Raw genomic sequence first — 18471 nt, forward strand, 5'->3', positions numbered from 1 at the left:
TAATCAAAAAAAATTGATGTAAGGTGTAAAAAAAAATTAGCAGCAGGTGCCTTTACCTGTTTTCCGGAAAATACAACAAAGCTCTTCCGACAACAACTGATTCACTTCACTGTCGTTCAAATCGTAATAACTCCATGTCCCTTTTGTTTCTTTCATGATCAAGTTAGCGTCCAACAAGATCTTGAGATGATACGATAGCTTGGATTGGGGCATGTCAAAAATTTCGGTTAGATCGCATACGCATGTTTTCCCTCTCTGGCAAAGCTCATACATGATTTCTAACCGTTTCTGATCAGCAAGAGCTTTGAATTTCTTCTCATATTGTTCCAACTTCTGTTTCAAATCGTTCATCGAAGAGTACCTCATTCATCAATTTTTTTTGATATATTAATTATATGCACGGTTTCCAAGAAGATGCAATAGTCAATATCAATTTTTTTTGATTAATCGTGGGGGTACAATAATGGAATTACTTCGACTATAGCAAAACGCATGCCGATGCTGGCATGCGCTTCTAAGAGCCAAATGATTCTTATTATTTTTTTACCGACTCGGCATATGTTTTAAAGTTATCTAAAATGGCCTGCCATCCGGCTTGCTGCATCTCGACTGTGTTAGTCTCTTCCGCATCGAACGATTCGATGATTCGTGTGTCGTTCTCTTGGCGAAGAAAGACGATCTTCACTTTTCTACCGTCGCCCATCGTATAGGCAATACTCTCATTCGTACTCACTTCGTCGTATACTCCGCCGAAATCAAAGCCAAAACTGCCGTCTTTTGCTTCCATTCTGGAGACAAACTTTCCGCCTACCTTTAGATCATTCTCGGCGTATGGCGTGTGCCAGTCATCCGAAGCGTTATTCCATTGCTTGATATGCTCCGGGTCCGTCCAATATTCCCACACCTTTTCAACGGGGGAATGAACTACCGTTTCTACTGTTATTGTTACCGGATCAGTTTTAGCCATGAGACAGCCTCCTTCGTATAAGTAGAAGCAAACATGTAATTCGAGATAGAAGAACAATTCACCTGCACATAATGTAACAGAAAGCTGTAACCAACATTTCTTTTCGATTGCTATTCTAAAAACACCGCTCATTCCACCAAATATTCGTCCAAGAACGCCAATACGAAAGCAGTTTCCCGCTCGCATTGGCGCAGATCGATGTCAATATCGTTCATCCCCTTTCACATGATAGATGAGCTGCACAACGCCAGAGGAGAACGTTCTTGTACGAACCAGTTTTACATTCAACCTCTCTTTTATATCAACAAACAATGGTTTTCCTTCTCCCAAAATGACAGGGTGAACAGATAATCGATATTCATCAACAAGCCCCAAATTGATAAAAGTGGTAATAAGGCTTGCTCCACCATATAGCCAGATGTCTTTACCAGGCTTATTCTTTAATGCATGTACCTCTTCAAGAATATGATCATTTATAAATATTGCTCTATCATCAGTCGCCTTTTGTGTCCTAGAAAACACATATTTTTCTTTACTGTGAACGAGTCCCCAAAATTCTTTTTCAGTATCAGAATGTTCTATTTCTGGAGTAAATTGACCCCATAAATCATAACTTTTTCTTCCATATAAAATCGTATCAATTTGATGTAAGAAATTCATAAAATCCATCTCAGGGTCCATAATACACCAATCCACTTCCCCATTTTTCCCTTCAATAAAACCATCTAAAGTTACAGCTAGATCTAAAATGATTCTTCGTTTCATGGTTTATTTCTCCTTTCGTTGATCTACCTCCATTATAGATCTTTAAATAAGTCACCTTATGTCATATAATTCCTTAGAAAAATCCAAATACACACCGGCATTATTAATCAACACGTCTACTCTTCCATATCGCTCATTTACTTCAATTGCTGCTTGACGAACGCTGTCTTGTTGATCGACAGCCATCTGCACAAATGAAACGTCTAATGCTAGCTCTTTCAGTTTTTGCGCAGCTTGATGCCCCTTCTCTGGATCCCGACTTGTCAAAATCACCTTATAGCCACTCAAAGCCAATTGTTTGACCATCTCAAATCCAACTCCTCGATTCCCACCAGTGACGAGCGCAACTTTGCTATTCTCTGACATTGAAATCCTCCCTTTCTCAGCTAAGGAAAGAGGCACACCGTTTTTGGCATGCCCCATACTAATTTGCAAAGATCAATCGTTATTCATTCTCCATCGTGCTAATGTCGATCACAAATCGATACCGAACATCAGAAGCTAGTACACGCTCCCATGCCTCATCAATTTGCTTAGCAGAAATAACCTCGATTTCAGGAGCAATGCCGTGTTCAGCGCAAAAGTCGAGCATTTCCTGTGTTTCGCGAATTCCACCAATTGTCGAGCCGGCAAATGACCGACGAAACAGGATAAGTGGAAATGCGTTAACGGACATCGGTTCCGCCGGGGCGCCGACATTGACTAGTGTACCGTCCAGCGCCAGCAACGAAAGGTAGGCATTAACATCGATTTGCGCGCTAACCGTATTTACGATAAGGTCGAACGAGCTGGCCAGTTGCTTGAACGTCTCTGGATCGTTCGTGGCATAATAATGATCCGCGCCAAGCCGCAAGCCGTCCTCTTTTTTCTTCAACGTTTGTGATAAAACCGTAACCTCTGCCCCCATCGCATGAGCGAGCTTCACAGTCATGTGTCCAAGCCCGCCAAGTCCTACTACAGCTACCTTCTTGCCAGGAGCAGCTCTCCAGTGGCGCAGCGGCGAATAGGTTGTGATGCCGGCACACAGCAAAGGAGCAGCGACATCAAGCTCCATACCGTCCGGAATTCGAACCACGAAATCTTCGGTTACGACGATGTGGGTGGAATAACCACCCTGCGTATAGTGTCCGTACCTGTCGATGGCTGCATAGGTGTCCGTCTTTCCATGGAGGCAATACTGCTCTTCTCCGTCACGGCAGTGAGCGCACTCTCTGCAGGAATCAACCATGCAGCCTACCCCTACCCGGTCGCCAACGGCAAACTTTGTGACTTCCGAGCCAACCTGAGTGACAATTCCCGCGATCTCATGCCCTGGAACCAGGGGATAGTTCACCGGTCCCCACTCGCCGCGAGCTGTATGAATGTCAGAGTGGCAAATACCAGCGTACTTAATCTCAATGAGGACATCATGCGGCTGGAGATCCCTGCGTTCTATCGTGGTCAGTTTGAATGGACCTTCTGGGCTGAATGTTGCGCGTGCATGAACAGTTATCATAGTCTAACCTCCTGAAATTGATGGTATATTAGTGTTCTTTCCACTCAACAATCGCACTGATGCCAAATAAACAAAACAGGTTGTTTAATCAACACATGTCTATTATTATATGGTTAAGATGCGTACGATCAATGGTTAAAAACGCGCAAAATGTTGATATCTCAACAGATTAATCAAAAATGTTGATTATCTTAGAAGGCCAGGTGGAGATTTTCAATGACCAAAGTGGATCGGAGAATTCTAAAAACACAGGACTCCTTGAAAAAAGCTGTGATTGAGCTGATGACTGAAAAAAACTTCGATGAGATTACCATTCAGGATATTGCGGATCGGGCAAATGTAAACCGCGGGACCATTTATCTTCATTATCAGGACAAGTATGATTTATTGGATAAACTCATAGAAACACACATTAACGAACTAGGAGAGATGGATAAGTGGGCATGTGAGATGGATTGGGTCGATGCTCTTGTGCCCTATTTTGAATATTTTGCGGAAAATTATTTGTTTTTTTCAACCATGCTAGCAAGTAAAGGAACCCCATCGTCTTTCCGAACTCGGCTCTTTGCTTCTTTTATTGAAGGATTCAGAGGTGAGATTGACAGAGAAAGCGGCAGAAATACTGATTTGAGCGAAGATGTTATGCTGCAATACGCTGGAAACGCCTATGTAGGGGTAATTGAGTGGTGGATTCGGAATGGGATGCCGTATCCACCGCAAGTCATGGCCAAACAAGTAGGGGCTTTGTTAGAGAGAAGTCTATAGTTAGATAGAGCAAGAGCGTCCTGATCAATTCCAGGACGCTCTTGCTCTTTACTCCTATTTTTTTATTTTTACCCCTCTTCAAATAGCCGCTCGCCCCGATACAGACGTGTAGCAATGTGGGCAATATGCGGCAGTTCGCGGGGTGTGGGGGCATGGGCCGCCAAATAGCGGGTTGCCGCCAAAAGCATCGTTTCACCAGCACGGGCGGCAAAAGCGTCGCTGCGCTCTGCCCAGAGCTCATATTCGGCGACTGCCGCTTCGTACATTTGAAATGAATGGAATTCGGCGTCTTCGCGTAAGAGCGCATGGCCCAACGTATTAAGCAGGGCGCCTGGGTCGCCGCCGGCGTGTAGGTAGCCGACCGTCCAGCGCGCCGCTTCCTTCACCTGCTGGCGTTGATCCAAAATTTGCAGCAGCTGCTCCGGATTGGTAGTGTCCACGGGGGGGACGGTCGAGCCATCCGGGCGTTGTGCCGCTGGAATATTCAAAAAACGATCCAAATAAATGCTGATTATCCCGTGGTAGATTGCCCGGATGAGCAGAGGATGGGTCGAGCTGCGCAAACGCTCATGTACGGCATGGGTATAGGTAAAGGTATGCAAAACGGAGATCCAATCCCCGAAATCATTCTGGGTATGGAAACGGACGATCCGTTCCGCTGCGGCCAAAGCAACCAGTTGGGCCAGTTGCGCCGGATGTGCGCCGGATTTCAAGACCTCTGTCACAAGGTTCACCGTTTCAAGGGGTTCGTCGCTTAACAGCTGCTCCACAATTTTCTTCTCGTCCGCTTCGGAAATATCTATATAGGGCTCAGTCAGAGGGAGGCTTTCCAACTGGACGAAGGCTTCCTTAAGCGGAGCGACAAGATTCACTGGCGACTGCCATTGATGAAGCTCCTCGCTGCGGGTCGGATTGGCGAGGAGCCGAACCAGTGAGGTCAGCGTCTGCTCGGCGTGCTCTTCGCCGATAAGGCCAAGCGCTTCAAAGGCTTTATTATGGAAATCGAACGTATGGCCGCCGTCCAAATAAAAGTGGTCCGTCGCCGCGATCAACATCATCTCCGAAAGCTGCTCCCGGGTAGCTCCCTGACGGATCGCCGTGAGCAATACTCTTTCCGCCCCTTGTGTATCGCGTACCTCGACACAGTTGCGGTACCATTCCGTCAGCCGCTCAAACGGCACATCTGCCCCTGGCAGCGGCTTAAGCAGATGTCGCGCCGCGGCACCGGAGCTATTCCGAGCCACATGGAGCAGCCCTTGGTAAAGAGCGAGGATCGTTCCCGCTTTATCTAGCTTCGGCAGCACATTTGCCATCGCGGTAAGGATGGTGAGTCCCGAATTCCAGCCTCTTCCATATGCGGTGCCGAACTTGATGCCGATCTGCGTGATTTCTGCTGCTGAAACACCGGCTTCCACCAAACCGACGACAGCTTTGGCAATCACGAGACCCAGATTTTGCTCCAGGCCTTCCCGCAACCGAAGTTTGTATTTCTCAATGCTGTTCGCCTGTTTTGGATGCGGATTCACCCAAACTACCCCATCTTCAATTTTCACTTCATAGGATGGAACATCGTCCGCCCACGGATCCAGTGTTCCACCGCTGCAGACGTCAAAGCGTGCATGATGCCAATGACAGGTGAGTATCCCGTCGCACAAGCTACCCATATGCAGGGGAAATCCCAGGTGCGGACAGCGATTGTCTACCGCGTAAACCTGCTCCTCATGATAGAACACGGCGATCCCGCCGTGGATTAGCTTGTGGCCCTTCTCTTGGATTGACGCCAGTGTACCCGCATTGATCCAAGGCTGGCTTTGGTTTTGTTGCATACCTGTCCCTCCTTACTATTCTGTATTTTCAAACAAAATTTACCATCGCCCTTTAACTTTGTCAATATTTTTATTTATAATGTATTGTAACATCATTGACCCAACACTGATTCTTTCAGATCTGAAAGTGAAATTCTGTACAGCTTATCGTCATTCTCCTGTGGAGCCCCGCGCCCATCTGTGTTATTGCTGATGAAATAAAGAGAGTCATCTTCAATCAGAACATCTCGAATTCTGCCAAGACCCGTTATTACTTCACGATATCCACCTGTTTCAAGGTCAAACTCTAAAACCGCAGACCCTCTTAATGCGGCAACATACAATTTGCCATTAGAAAAGTCCATTCCAGATGGCGCCCAAGTTGCCTCATCTCCAGAAGTAAATTGCGGTGAAACCATCCCTTCTTGTTCCTCATAGCCTTTAATAATCGGCCAGCCATAATTTTGACCAGCTTCCACTTTATTTACCTCATCATTTGCATTGTTGCCGTGCTCGCTTGCATATAGCGTTCCGTCAGGCAGCCAGGTCATTCCTTGAGGATTTCGATGGCCATAACTATAGATGTAGGAGTTGGGAAATGGGTTGCTATCTGGAATCGATCCATCAAGATTCATTCTTAGAATTTTTCCGCCTAATGATTGAAGATCTTGTGCTATACCCGCTTCAGATGCATCGCCGGCTGTTGCATAAAGCTTTCCATCGGGCCCAATTTTCAGCCTTCCTCCGTGATGATAGGTACCGCTTGGAATTTTATCGAGAAGCAAGCTTTCTTCTCTCCAAACGTTATCCTCCAAACGAAGGGTAATGATACGGTTAAATTGTCCAGAGTTGTCCTCATACGTATAATAAGCATACGCTCGTTGCGATTCTAAAAAGTCAGGAGCAAGTACAAATCCCAATAACCCCGCCTCTGAAGCTGTGGAAATCTCTTTCTCAAATTTCACACTTTGCCGAACCATTTTACCGCTCTCAACTTTTACGATCGAGCCTGCTCTTTCAGTCAAATAGAATGTATTACCAAGCTTTTCGATAGACCAGGGAGCTTCAAGGTTTTCTGCCAGTACTTCGTATCTTTGATTTTGGGGCTCATCTACAGAATTTTCCTGTGCCATTCCTGTCGTTTGTTGCTCACTCTCAGAACAGCCCGCTATGAAAGGGATTGCCAGCATACATGCTGCTAAAAATTTGATCACCACTTTACTCACCTCTCCCATGATAAATCAACATCTGTTTATAATTATAAATTGAAACATAATCCCCTCAATAAAAATCAAAAGCTTCAGTGAAATAAAGGATTAGACCGGACCCCCTCATGGTAAAAGGAGTTCCGGTCTAATTATTTACTTCCAGCTTCGGTAAGCCGTTTGCTTTTCCGCTTGCCCCATGCTCTCCTATTTTTCTGAGAGTACGGGGATATCCCAGTCTACATTGCGATGCTCAACCATCCTTTTCGTAGCGGTGATGGTCAGTTGCTTTGGAAACGGCTCGATGTTTAGCACGATCAGCGAGCCAGTCAATTCCGCCCGCCCATTTTTATAGTCGGTTCGATCGATAAAATACTGTACGTCGTCGTACTTTTTGCCGTTTTCGTCCGTAATGGACCAATAGGCACGAAATGGGGACATAGCCGCGGCCTCTTCCCCAAGCATTCCTTCAAAGGCAAGATGGTATCCTTCCAGTTTTGTAGCGGTTCCATCGGTGTTAAAGCTGTAGGCACCATCATCAAAACCTTCGACATCAACCACTCTATTCGCATCTTTCACATACTCATACTTTTTAAAGGTAAAGCGATCACCTTGATCTTCTGCTGTAACCGGTGCTTTTTCTATGCGATCAAGGTCAAGTGTTGCACGGAATGCCGCCGATTCTTCTGTATATACAGAACCAAGTCTGAAGGAAATAGATGTACTTGGATCAATGGGCTGGAAATAATGAAAATCTCTGGACCCGCTCTCCATGGGCAAAGAATGGCGCCATTTCAAACCATCGATCACGTTTCTTTGTTTGCTGGCTTTCCTCAATATTTCCTTAGAATCCCATGCTCCAAGAACAGTCCCCCGGTCATCTACAAGCTCATAGCTGTAGTCCTTTCTCCGTTTGTCCTCTGCATCGCTTCGATCGATTACCATTTCCACTCCACTCGGTGCAAACGTGATCTGTTTCACATCTAACTTGAGTCCTTGCGGGGTGGTGTAGGACTTATTGATTTCGTGTGTTTTTGTCGTGGCTTTTGCCTTTTTCATGTCAACAGGCACTGACAGCTTCCAGTTTCCTTTTGTATCGCCCATTTTTTTGATATCGAATTCTACAAGCAGCTCGTCTGGAACCTTGCTTAGATCACCAAAATAGCTTCGTAGCTCCCGATTCAAGAACAGAAAGCCGTCCGTATTTCTTGCACTATCCCACTCTTCATTGGGGTTATGGATGGATTCTTTGCTTGTGTCAGAAGGGTGTGCAGGCAGGAGAATGTTCCCCTTTTGGTCCTTGATTGTAAAAATGGGCTCTTGGTCGGTTCTTGCAAACATATCCTGCCAAAAGATTTCGAGTGGCTTGCCGTTTTCATCTCTCACGGAAGCCAGTATGCTAATTCGCAGAGGGTCAGCCACAACCTCTTTTATTTCGAGCGTGATTCCTTGATCGGTCGTGCTTTTATTAACTGGTTGCGCAAATCCATTTTGGGCAGCTTTGCGAATACCGATGTCGTAAGCCATTTGCCGTAAATCATTACTCTCAGTCGCTTCGGGTGCAGTTTTATCGATTGGGCTGCTCGTGAAAGCGGCATGTACATAGCTGGCAAAGGTCGGGGAAATGAGCATTCCCGAAGAGACTACGACTGTTAAGGCGGCGGCAGCAAATGTCACTCTTTTCATGATGATGATACTCCTTTTCTTCCACAAGGATGTGGTTGGCATAGGGTTGGCACGATTCAAAACTCTCACTGGATGCGGAGAGAGCGTGCTGATAATTTTTTGGTCCAGGTCCTCTGAGAGGGTGTTTTCCCAAGAGGTTTCAACGGTTTCTTCCAAATGATCAATCCATTGCTCCAGCTGTTTTTGGCAGAAGCTGCAATGATCGAGGTGACTTTCTAGTTTCTGTTTGTTCACTGCTGATAAACGATCTTCCATGTAAGCGATCAGTTGCTCATGCGTAAGGCACTTCAAAGCGGGTGCCCCCCTTTTTTCTCCGTTTTGATAAGCTGCTCGCGTAGCTTTTTTCTGGCATGGGACAGTCGCATTCGCACCGTATCTACAGACAAAGACAGCTTGCTGCTGATCTCTTGATAGCTCAACTGCTGAAGATAATGAAGAGCCAGAACGGTTCGGTGTTCCAAATCGAGGACCATCATCTGCCGCCTGAGGCCCGTGCGTTGTTCCTTCACCAGATAGGCATCCTCTGGAGCCGGACCATCGTCTTTCAGCTCTACATCCATCTCTGCCAGTAAAGGAGCCCGTTTTCGCTTGCGCCACTCATCAATCCCGCGATTAATGGCGATCCGATACAGCCAGGCTGAGAAGGAATGGTTGGGCTTGTAGTCTGGCAGGCTGTAGTAAGCTTTAATAAACACTTCCTGCACGATGTCCTCAATGTCATTAGAATGCGGGAAGCTTTTTTGGAGAATAGAAGCGACTTTCCCTTTGTATTTGTTGACGATCAGAGCATAAGCTCCTTTGTTTCCTTGAAGAACCTTCGCAATGATCTCCTGATCATCTTGCATGCTGTTACCTCCTAGCAAAAAGGGTGCTGCGCAGCCGTTCCTTTTTGTTCGTTCACTACTATATACGATGGGGGAAAGCTACCCCTCTCGAACTTTTTACAAAACGATAGAAAAAAGATGCTCTTCCTGTTCAGTGAAAATAAAGTATTAGACCGGAACCCCTACTGGCACAAGGAGTTCCGGTCTTCTTTATCACGAGATATTTGAAAATTAGTTTTAGAATCAACGATAGAGTGAAGTCATTCATGGCTCTAAACTGAATCATGTGTTTCTAGGTCTTGAAAAACTTATTGCAATTTGTTCACCGTTAGCCCCTACTATTAAAAGCAAAACGCCGAATAAGAAAAATCCAACAGGAATTCTTACTCCACGATCAAACTCCGTTCGCGTAATGCTTCCAGCCTTTTTGCTCGTTCAAACGCTTTATGTAAAAACTCTTTAGCCGATAAATTCTCATAATCCCAATTCATGGCCTCTATTGCAGTCGCACCTGAATAATTCGTTTCCGCAATTTTTTTCATAGTTGTTGACCAATCAATCGTACCGTCAAAAGGTAACCCGTGTTGGGCATGACTCCCATTATTATCATGTAAATGTAGTGCCATCACCCGGGACCCGAACATGGATAATAAATCATCGCTTGGATAGTAGCGGTAGTGATGCCCGCAGTCATAACAGAATCCGATACGCAGGGAATCCACTTGCTCCAGGACATATGCCAAATTGGTAAGGTTCCGCAAATTCTCCAGTGCAACATTGACCCCAAGCTGTTCAGCTTTTTCGGTGATTCTCTTGATTCTATCCAGTCCCAGTGCGTTATATGGTTTGGAATCATTAGGCAGGTGCACCACCATTGTCGGAATCTCAAACTCGGCGCAATCTGCAACACATTGCAAATAACAATCGGTTAAGGCTTCACCGTCCAGATTGTCAAGCCAGAGGTTGTTTTGGTTTTTGACAGGCGCGTGGATATTTTCTATAAAAAGACCCACTTCTCGCGCAGATTGCGGCCCGTTGCGGTAATCGTCATTCCGATTAAAGTCTTCACTCCACCACATTAAAACGCCATCAAATCCGGCTTCTTTTATTAACTGATAACGTTCTTTTATCGGCAATTCATAGCCAAACCAATCATAAATGGTAATCATAAGTCGATTCCCTGGTACATTCATAAGAATCCTCCTCGTTTCCCAATAATTGGTGCGTGTGAAGCTATGTTATTATACTATGAATGAATTGGCATAGGTGTAAACGAAAAAGAGCTACCCCGGCACAGGTAACTCAATTAACAGACCATCTCCAAGTATTGAAAGTTATCTTCAGGCACAAAATCCACCTATCGAATGCTTTACACCTCAAACTTGCTAACATAACGCAAATACTCTTCCATCTCTTCTAAATCATACCGATTTCGCATAAAAGCATCGGGATGAATAACGATGGTCAGCTTCTCACTGAATTTGCAGCATTCTACAGCAAGCATAAACGTATTTACGATATCGTGGATCAGCTCATAACGGTTCACGTTCAAACGGTTTCTTCCGCTACCGATTACAGGGATGATCAAATGTTCTTTTCTGCCTCGCTTACCGATATAGTCCCACAAGCTATTCAACGCTGTCCTAAATTGCTCACGATTCGGTATTGCCCTGCCATACTCATTAAGTTCAGCCGTTGCAACAACATACGCACCCTTCACTTTAGCCGAATTAAGTTCAAGACGTGCAGCTGTGCCGATAGGATATTTCCTTACTTGATTCCCTTGCAAAGTAATCATTTCACTTGGCTCATGCTTGAGCACGTCCTCCAACACCCGTTCAAAAGCGGCCGGATTCTCGTAAAACTGGTTCCGCAGCTGTGCCTGTACGGCTCCTTCATCCAGATGATCGTGTTTAAACAGGACATTGGACGGGACGATTACCGCACCGCCGCCGACACGGAAGACGTCATGAACGGTAATTTGCAGCGTAATGTCTTTGTCCTGCAGCTTTACGGTTCGGGTCAGTCTCGGACGGCTCATCCACAGCGCCAAGGCGATCCCGATGAGCAGAGCGGCCCAAACAGGCGGTTTTACAGGGGAGCCGTCCCTTTCGAAAAAAAATCCGGCAAATTCGATAAACGTCCAAATGACCGAAAACATCGTGATCCAATGTACAAGGAAACGTTTCATCACAAACGAATACTTCCATGCATGTGTCGAAAAAAATGCCCTTATTCTTTTTCTCAAGGCTGCGTTCCCCTTTGTCTAGCAAGTCGCGCACTGCATCCCCGGCCTATAGCTGCAGGACACGCACCGCACGTTCTTGGTCGGGTACAAAAGACTGAACCTGGATGCGAACCGGTCCTTCCGGATAACGCTGCAGGTGATAGGACTGGAAGCGCTCCTGTAAAAAGCTGAATTTCCGCCGAAACAGCGTAGCTACCTGCGGGTTGGCTGTTGTAAAAAATATCTGGGTTCCGTGCGTAATCGTGATCTGCCGCAAGAAGTCCAGCAATCCAAGCACATTCAACTCGTCCATATTGGCTACCGGTTCATCCAGCATCAAAATCCTCGGTGCTGTATCCATGACCAGGTGCATCACGAAAAACACGGCGAGGATCACAGTCGTCCGCTGACCGGTGCTCATCTGATTGATGGTGCAGCTTACACTGCTTCCTTTTCGCTTGGCGACGATCTGATTGTTCTCATTCCATTGGAGCGCCTCGAACTCATTCGGTGCATGCAGCGCAACGAATAGCTGGCTGATCGCCTCGAAGTTGCTTCGGACGAATTCATCTCCGTACTCTGCAAGCTGCTTCAGCCCAAAGAGTACTCTTAGCGCTTGGTCGCAGCGACGCAATCGTTCCGTTTCGGTTTGGATCTGCTGCATCAGTTCTAAAGCTACACTTTCTCTTTGCTCCAGCAACAGGCGCGGTTTGAGGATTTCCGTCAAGCTCGAACACTCCGCGATCAATTGCTCCAGGTAGGAGCGCCAATCTCGCCAGGAATGCTCCACACTGATGTGAACATTATGCTCGTGCAATCGCTCATATGCCTGTTCAGCCGCAACCAGATGCTGCCTGGCGCTGGAAAGCTCTCTCTCCAGCTTCTCCAGCTCTTCCATGCGTTTTCTTAACTCCTGGTGGTGATTCTCTGCTTGTCGAATCAGTTCCTCGACCGTTGCGGATTCTTCAAGGGCCTTCTCGATTTCCTTTTGGTGCAAATTCGCCCGCTTCTCAAGTCCTCGTACGAGCTGTTGTCCTGTTGCCTCCGTCCCCATCTCCGTCCGGACGGATTCGAGCTGCGGCGATTCCAGAAGAGCATCCAGCTCGGCCATCAGCTGTAACGTAAACCCTCGTCTGTCCAAATCTTGCGCTTCCTGCTCAAACTGGCGGCGCTCAGCTGTTTTCTGTTTTTGTTGTTCTGTGCATGTTTTCAGCACACGCTGCAAGTGCGCGGGATCAAAGGCTTCCGGGATTTTAACCATCATCAAGCGGTTCTTGCGTGCCAACAAATAGGCGTGCAGTTCCTGGAATCGAATCAATACACGGTAGCGTTCTTTGGCGGCTTCATAGACTTCATGCTGTGCCTGCGAGCGTATTTTGCTGTGCTCTTCCTCTTCCAGAAGCTTGGTAAGCCATTCGTCGTCAGAATGGATTCCCTTTTCAATGGCTTGCAAAAGCGTTTCCGAGGTCGTATGATCATGCCCGCACATGGGGCAGCGGGATTCACCCGGATTTGCCTCCAAGTAGTGACGGCCATCTACTTTGATCTCCGAAGCAAGCCTTTGCAGGAAAGAGGAACGCTCCTGCTGAGCCTTTGTTCGCGCCATCGCCTCCTGGTAATGCCTTCTCGCATCCCCCCATTGGGTTTCCGCTTCGTCCATCTGTTTTCTCGCTTCGTGTACATCTGCATACTCGGTCGCTGCATCTGCTACATCCCCGTAAAGGCGAATGACAGCCTCTATCTCCAACAACTCTTCTTGAAGCTCGGCCAATCTCTGCTCGATCCATTTCCTGCGATCACGGGAACTGCTTTGATCAAATATCCCCACTTTGCCTTGAAGCTGCTGGGCCAGTTGAAGATACTGATCGCGTATTTTTTCGTGATCCGATATGAGCATTCGCAAAGCATTCCGCTGCTCCACCAATTTCTCAGCAGACGAAACCGTTTTGAGCTGTTCCAATACTTCGTTCTTTTTGTTTTGGCAGTCGGTTAGTTCCGCGTGGTTAGCGGCGATCGCCGACTTTAGCTGTCTGCCACTTTGAATCTCCCCTAAATTCGGATGGATCAGGGGGCGACTCACGATCTCCAGCTCTGTCAGGCGAGGCTCCAGATGCTGCAGCCACGTTTCGACCTCGGACAGAGTCGCATCCTCCTCCAATATCGGGTACGCGTAATGGCAGTTTTTCATCCATTTCGAGATCGCGTTTCGTTTCATTGCGGCTCTGGCTCTCATCAATTCGGTTTCTTGCGCCTGCCCGTCTTGCTGCTCGGCAAGATTTGCTTCCAGGCTTGCCAGAGTGCGCTGAATCCGATTGGCTCTTTTCTGCATTTCATCTCTATGCTGCTTCCATCGTCTCTCGACACGCTCTAATTGCTCGCCGTAAATCACGCGGGCAAAAGCGGTCCGGTAATCGATTTGGCTGTCGTGGTTAAAGCAAAATTGGTGGACTGCCTCGGAAGAAAAGTAATTATACTGATGAAACATCCGATTGATCTGGCTTCGCGCTTTAGGTGCCACCTTCTGCCTGTAGTATGCGATCTCGCGCTCTTTCTTTTCCTGTTCGGAAGGCACTCCCTCGAATACCCTTTCGTCTCCCGAAAAGGTCATTCGTCCATCCCATGATTCTCTTATTTCTGAATCAGAGAGCAGATTCCGTTGAATCGCCCCGGTAAATGCCAGCTCGATGCACTCTAGCACAGAGGTTTTTCCCATCCCGTTCGGACCTGACAGCAGATTGACTTGGGCAAATTCCAATTCTGGCGCACTCGACAAAAAATGAGAGCGATACGCTTCTCCAAATTGCAGCGTTCGAATCGGGCCAGTCGGCTTTTGAGGAGGGGCTTCCATCGTTTCTTTGTGAGACTCCTGGGGAATCGATTCCATCGTGTCATCCAGGTAATGACCAATCGAGGCATCACTGTAATCCTGCAGACAAAACCCCAGACCAAAAGGGGCCAAAGCCTGTTCCCACTCCTTGAGCGGGTCTGCGGCTACTTGCCCATCCATGCGAGTCGGCAGCTTGGCTGTCGGCAGCCGCCTGGCAAGATCGGACCAGGTTAGGATCAGCTTCTTGCCGTAGCGTTTTCCCCGCTCCACCCGCACCATTCGCTCTATCGGGACTTGCTTCAAGTCATCCTCTTCCAAAATGAAACATAAATAAAGGTTCCAGCTCCAGTCCCCTTTCAGCCGAAAGTAGAACGGCGCCAACACTTGCTCTTCAAATCTCTCGTATTCCTGGAGATTGGCCGTAACGCCCAGAAAGTCATCCAGCGCCATCGGGACCAATATGTACTTACCCAGCGTCACCTCTTGCCATCTATGGGTCGCTTCATAGACTTCCCCGTACAGATGATGTTTCCGGACAAAGCTGAGACCGCACGCGCGGATTAGCTTAATCAAACGGTTGTTCAATCGACACACCTCCATGTGAGATATCCGTCCTGTTTTCTACCCGGTCGGGGCTGGTAAATTCCTCGCTGACTTGAGGGTAATGCGTGATTTCCCCCGTGGGTTTCCTAGCAAAAACGCAAATGGAATCTCCCAACAATTGATTCTTCCGCAAAATCCCCTCGGCTGTCTCTATCATTTCGCTTTCTCTCTCCACATAGCTGACGAGGGCCCCGCCTTTTTCATTCCCCGATTTGGGGATCAAGTTAAAGGGAGTCTCCTTTGCCAGCATAAACTGATACCCTCCCTGCAGCTTTCGGAGCTGAGCAGGCAGCGTCCTTTCGCTTTTCAAAATGCGAATCAGATTCGCTACCCTGTCTGCCTGACGCATCCGCCCCGGCTCGCAGGCATCGTCAATGTGATAGCTAATCCGGGAGCTTTGCTCACTCTCAGACAAGGTGAGCTCTCCTTTTTCAAAGTGACCCAGGCAAAGTCCGAAAAATTTGTCTCGCTCTTCGACGCTGGCATGGACGGGAAAAGCGAACTCGCCTGTGGCTTCTCGCGCTAATTCGTCCGGCAAAGCGGTTTGAAAATGCAGGGTGGAAGCTTCCCATCCATCGTTTCTCTCAGTGGGCAGGTATAGCTTGCTGGCTTGTACCGTACCCGAGGGTTTCAGGATGGCCGGACCTCCTCCATACGGCTTGCGGACAACAAGCAACTGAAGATGTTCATTCTTATGCGCGAACCACACCTTGTATTTCTTATAATCTTCGAATGCGAAGCCGAGCCCGTGCTTGATATTCTCATTTCGAACGCTGCGCAGCTTTTCGGCCCACTCATCGCCGCCATAGTTATGAAACCGGCGATAGATACTCGACCACGGTGTTTGAACCATATGTTTTGCCCCCGGTATCTGTTCCGGAAAAATCGCGCTGCCTGCCGCCCAGTTTGCGGTAATATAGATTGTCGAGTTCCCCCACTCCTGGCTGAACAGATTGTTCCGCAAGCTTGCCAATTCGCCGTTTCGCGGGGCTGGATTCATCTGCGGATGCAAGATGATCAATTTCCGCTCATTGCCCCCCGGAAAAAACTTGCTAGAGTCTTTCAAGTCTGGGTGAAAAGCATCCGCGCAAATAATCGAGACCAGCTGGTTGGGCTTCTGATCTCCAAAGAGTACGACGTGTTTTCCTCTGGATAGCCCATCTCCCTCGCAAACAAAGATGTCTTCTCTCATTGGTTGAAGCTTTAGCTGCGGCACGATACAAAGCTTGTCTCCTCGTTTGGATTGAAACAGGTAGAGAAGAAACCCCGCAAAGTTTTTCCTGTACGCCTCTTCCAGCGCCTTTTTGCCAACGTAGGCACGATCCGACCACTCATTTATTTTCTCTTCGAATATCTCCCAGGGCACGCCTTCGCAGCATAGACACCACAGCTTATTCGGATGCGGCTGCAATTCAGTCGTTCGAATAATCTCGTCAATCAAGGGAAGCGGAATCGCATACTCGGGCGTAAGGAAGATATCTGCCCGATGAGCTCTCGCCAGTTTCAGCGCCTCCCTACATTTATCTGCATGCAACTCGCTCGCATTTCGCACTCCCATTTCCGGATGCGCGAGGACGTCCCCTTTGCACTGCATGCGCAACAGTCGAAACGTCGGGTCCTCAATCTCCAGAAAGTCAAAAGAAGGCACGATGTCTTCGCTCTCAACCCCAAAGCACCGTTCTATCGGAATAACTGATATCGTCATGGAAGTTCCCTCCCTACTATCACCAAATATTTCCATAGTTTTACTATTTATACAATAACATCAATGTAGGGTGAAAGTAACGTGCTAACTCTAATGTTTCACCCTGTATTTTTATAAAAAAGAGTAAAGGACATGTCTCCTCTACTCTTAAAGTACAGCTTTATTTTTGTTTACTCTCCATTTCCGATCCGCTTTGTTACAGAGAACTGGATGCTTTAGTCAAAAGCTCAGCCAACATATTGTAATCGGGTAAATCGCCTTCACGAATTTTGAGCCATTTCCGTTCAGCAGGGCCTTCAAATCCCTTAGGCACTTCCAGACCAGTTGCATTCATGATCATAAATGCAATAGCGTCCTTGGAAGGGGAAATTACCGCGGCGTAGTGTCCATTTTTTAAGAAATGTGGCTTTTTGTACTGGATTCGTTCTTCTACTTCAGGAATGGATACATGGATAATCTGGCGGAGTTGATTAGAAACTTCAACCTGCCACGGCTGACTAAGGCTTTCAATAAAAGATGTGACCTCCTGGTTCATTGCGTACTGCTCCTTCCTGGTAATAAGTGGTGAGAATTTTACCCTACGAAGACAATACAGCATCCGAATTTCTTATACAGATTTTACTAATGCAATCATAGCATGATGGTCGCAGCAAGATTTCTTTTAGATTGCTGTGATGCCTTACTGCCTGTTAGCGTAAAGCTACCTAACTTCATCGCGGCAGCTTTGTCGTGTGCTTGTGCATTCATGGCTCGACTTATGATAAAGTGTTTTAGAAGAAAAAAGGAGGATGGCATGTATGCAAAATCAATTGGGTTCTGACGCTTTACCCCCAAAAACCTGTACAATCGATCGTTTAATTACCGTGAAGTCGGATATCGAGAAAGTATTGTCGGGACAAAAAACCGCGACACGGCGCAATGGACGCTACGCAGATGTTGGTGAAATCATGACACTCGAAGGCCACAAATTTGTCATAGACAAGGTTTATTCACAGTCGCTCGGGGAAGTAACGGATGATCATGCCAAACAAGAGGGATATTCAAATGTAGAGGAATATAAGCAATCCATTTTATCAATTCATCCAGGGATGCCTTGGCTGCCGCAAATGCGTGTGTGGGTCCATGAATTTAGCCGGGGCAAGGAAAAATAACGGTGAACATTCTATTATATAAGACGATTCTTTATCTACATATTATCAGTGCCATGATGTCCATTGGCCCGTTTTTTGTTCTGTTACCCATGATGAAAAGATTGCGAGAGGCTGACCTCACCAAACAAGAAGCCTATCTGGATACATTCAGGTCTACCACACGTTTGGCGAAGCATGCCGGTCATGTTTTGGTCATATCCGGGGTATTGCTTGTCATGGGTGGGTATTGGTCATGGAAGTCGTCCTGGATCGTGATGACTGTATTGATCCTGGTAAGCTCCTTGTATTTCCTAGCACGCGCATTTTCCCCGAAGATACGGAAGTTTCATGAAACTGACCAGGACAAGGATAAATTGGTGCAGTCGCTTACTCGTTCGATCTGGATCTATTTGTTTCTTTTGCTGGCCATGCTATGGTTCATGGTGGTAAAGCCTGAAGTATGGTAG

General features: G+C 47.1%; 17 protein-coding genes. 3 read left to right on the top strand and 14 right to left on the bottom strand.

Going from position 1 to position 18471, the window contains the following annotated elements:
- Positions 1 to 36: 36 nt before the first annotated feature.
- From arsR to T458_RS49835, 5 genes are all read right to left on the bottom strand, one after another.
- Positions 37 to 351 carry an arsenical resistance operon transcriptional regulator ArsR gene (arsR, locus tag T458_RS49815; protein ID WP_023558645.1) on the bottom strand — a complete coding sequence of 105 codons (315 nt, stop codon included), beginning with the start codon at positions 349 to 351 and terminating at the stop codon, positions 37 to 39.
- Positions 352 to 535: 184 nt separating this feature from the next.
- Positions 536 to 967, bottom strand: coding sequence for an SRPBCC family protein (locus T458_RS49820; protein ID WP_023558646.1), 432 nt, complete (start codon positions 965 to 967; stop codon positions 536 to 538).
- A 201-nt stretch (positions 968 to 1168) separates the two neighbouring features.
- Complete coding sequence (locus T458_RS49825; RefSeq protein WP_023558647.1) at positions 1169 to 1732, bottom strand: dihydrofolate reductase family protein; 564 nt, start codon at positions 1730 to 1732, stop codon at positions 1169 to 1171.
- A 51-nt stretch (positions 1733 to 1783) separates the two neighbouring features.
- Positions 1784 to 2098 carry an SDR family NAD(P)-dependent oxidoreductase gene (locus T458_RS49830; RefSeq protein WP_023558648.1) on the bottom strand — a complete coding sequence of 105 codons (315 nt, stop codon included), beginning with the start codon at positions 2096 to 2098 and terminating at the stop codon, positions 1784 to 1786.
- 79 nt (positions 2099 to 2177) lie between these two features.
- Positions 2178 to 3227, bottom strand: coding sequence for an NAD(P)-dependent alcohol dehydrogenase (locus T458_RS49835; protein WP_023558649.1), 1050 nt, complete (start codon positions 3225 to 3227; stop codon positions 2178 to 2180).
- 216 nt (positions 3228 to 3443) lie between these two features.
- Here T458_RS49835 and T458_RS49840 point away from each other — a divergent pair, with 216 nt between their 5' ends.
- Positions 3444 to 3992: a TetR/AcrR family transcriptional regulator gene (locus T458_RS49840; protein WP_023558650.1), complete on the top strand. Its 549-nt coding sequence runs from the start codon at positions 3444 to 3446 to the stop codon at positions 3990 to 3992.
- A gap of 68 nt (positions 3993 to 4060) precedes the next feature.
- Here the strand turns inward: T458_RS49840 and T458_RS49845 are convergent, their stop codons facing one another.
- From T458_RS49845 to T458_RS49885, 9 genes are all read right to left on the bottom strand, one after another.
- Positions 4061 to 5818 (bottom strand): Rieske (2Fe-2S) protein, encoded by a 1758-nt coding sequence (locus T458_RS49845; protein ID WP_023558651.1) that lies wholly within the window; start codon positions 5816 to 5818, stop codon positions 4061 to 4063.
- A 92-nt stretch (positions 5819 to 5910) separates the two neighbouring features.
- Complete coding sequence (locus tag T458_RS49850; protein WP_031306156.1) at positions 5911 to 7011, bottom strand: PQQ-dependent sugar dehydrogenase; 1101 nt, start codon at positions 7009 to 7011, stop codon at positions 5911 to 5913.
- Between the two features lie 198 nt (positions 7012 to 7209).
- Entirely contained in the window at positions 7210 to 8979 is a 1770-nt protein-coding gene (locus T458_RS49855; protein WP_023558653.1) for a DUF4179 domain-containing protein, read from the bottom strand.
- Positions 8976 to 9533 (bottom strand): RNA polymerase sigma factor, encoded by a 558-nt coding sequence (locus T458_RS49860; RefSeq protein WP_023558654.1) that lies wholly within the window; start codon positions 9531 to 9533, stop codon positions 8976 to 8978. The genes T458_RS49855 and T458_RS49860 overlap by 4 nt, the downstream gene beginning before the upstream one ends.
- Positions 9534 to 9895: 362 nt before the next feature.
- Positions 9896 to 10705, bottom strand: coding sequence for a sugar phosphate isomerase/epimerase family protein (locus T458_RS49865; protein WP_023558655.1), 810 nt, complete (start codon positions 10703 to 10705; stop codon positions 9896 to 9898).
- A 176-nt stretch (positions 10706 to 10881) separates the two neighbouring features.
- Positions 10882 to 11703, bottom strand: coding sequence for a macro domain-containing protein (locus T458_RS49870; RefSeq protein WP_031306158.1), 822 nt, complete (start codon positions 11701 to 11703; stop codon positions 10882 to 10884).
- A 103-nt stretch (positions 11704 to 11806) separates the two neighbouring features.
- Positions 11807 to 15151: an AAA family ATPase gene (locus tag T458_RS49875; RefSeq protein ID WP_023558657.1), complete on the bottom strand. Its 3345-nt coding sequence runs from the start codon at positions 15149 to 15151 to the stop codon at positions 11807 to 11809.
- The gene (locus T458_RS49880) at positions 15132 to 16874 is read right to left on the bottom strand and encodes a hypothetical protein (RefSeq protein WP_023558658.1); all 1743 of its coding nucleotides are present in this window, start codon (positions 16872 to 16874) and stop codon (positions 15132 to 15134) included. The genes T458_RS49875 and T458_RS49880 overlap by 20 nt, the downstream gene beginning before the upstream one ends.
- Before the next feature lie 196 nt (positions 16875 to 17070).
- On the bottom strand, positions 17071 to 17409 hold the full coding sequence (locus T458_RS49885) for a DUF1801 domain-containing protein (protein WP_023558659.1): 339 nt from the start codon (positions 17407 to 17409) through the stop codon (positions 17071 to 17073).
- Between the two features lie 262 nt (positions 17410 to 17671).
- Between T458_RS49885 and T458_RS49890 the strand changes: the two genes are divergently transcribed.
- Both T458_RS49890 and T458_RS49895 read left to right on the top strand, forming a co-directional pair.
- Positions 17672 to 18025 (top strand): ASCH domain-containing protein, encoded by a 354-nt coding sequence (locus tag T458_RS49890; RefSeq protein WP_023558660.1) that lies wholly within the window; start codon positions 17672 to 17674, stop codon positions 18023 to 18025.
- A gap of 2 nt (positions 18026 to 18027) precedes the next feature.
- Entirely contained in the window at positions 18028 to 18471 is a 444-nt protein-coding gene (locus tag T458_RS49895; RefSeq protein ID WP_023558661.1) for a DUF2269 family protein, read from the top strand.

The sequence above is a fragment of the Brevibacillus panacihumi W25 genome (assembly GCF_000503775.1).
GTDB lineage: Bacteria > Bacillota > Bacilli > Brevibacillales > Brevibacillaceae > Brevibacillus > Brevibacillus panacihumi_A.

Coding starts and splice junctions, on each gene's coding strand:
- T458_RS49890 (WP_023558660.1), top strand. CDS start 17,672: ATGCAAAATCAATTGGGTTCTGACGCTTTACCCCCAAAAACCTGTACA.
- T458_RS49880 (WP_023558658.1), bottom strand. CDS start 16,874: ATGACGATATCAGTTATTCCGATAGAACGGTGCTTTGGGGTTGAGAGC.
- T458_RS49845 (WP_023558651.1), bottom strand. CDS start 5,818: ATGCAACAAAACCAAAGCCAGCCTTGGATCAATGCGGGTACACTGGCG.
- T458_RS49840 (WP_023558650.1), top strand. CDS start 3,444: ATGACCAAAGTGGATCGGAGAATTCTAAAAACACAGGACTCCTTGAAA.
- arsR (WP_023558645.1), bottom strand. CDS start 351: ATGAACGATTTGAAACAGAAGTTGGAACAATATGAGAAGAAATTCAAA.
- T458_RS49860 (WP_023558654.1), bottom strand. CDS start 9,533: ATGCAAGATGATCAGGAGATCATTGCGAAGGTTCTTCAAGGAAACAAA.
- T458_RS49865 (WP_023558655.1), bottom strand. CDS start 10,705: ATGAATGTACCAGGGAATCGACTTATGATTACCATTTATGATTGGTTT.
- T458_RS49830 (WP_023558648.1), bottom strand. CDS start 2,098: ATGTCAGAGAATAGCAAAGTTGCGCTCGTCACTGGTGGGAATCGAGGA.
- T458_RS49885 (WP_023558659.1), bottom strand. CDS start 17,409: ATGAACCAGGAGGTCACATCTTTTATTGAAAGCCTTAGTCAGCCGTGG.
- T458_RS49820 (WP_023558646.1), bottom strand. CDS start 967: ATGGCTAAAACTGATCCGGTAACAATAACAGTAGAAACGGTAGTTCAT.
- T458_RS49835 (WP_023558649.1), bottom strand. CDS start 3,227: ATGATAACTGTTCATGCACGCGCAACATTCAGCCCAGAAGGTCCATTC.
- T458_RS49870 (WP_031306158.1), bottom strand. CDS start 11,703: ATGAAACGTTTCCTTGTACATTGGATCACGATGTTTTCGGTCATTTGG.
- T458_RS49825 (WP_023558647.1), bottom strand. CDS start 1,732: ATGAAACGAAGAATCATTTTAGATCTAGCTGTAACTTTAGATGGTTTT.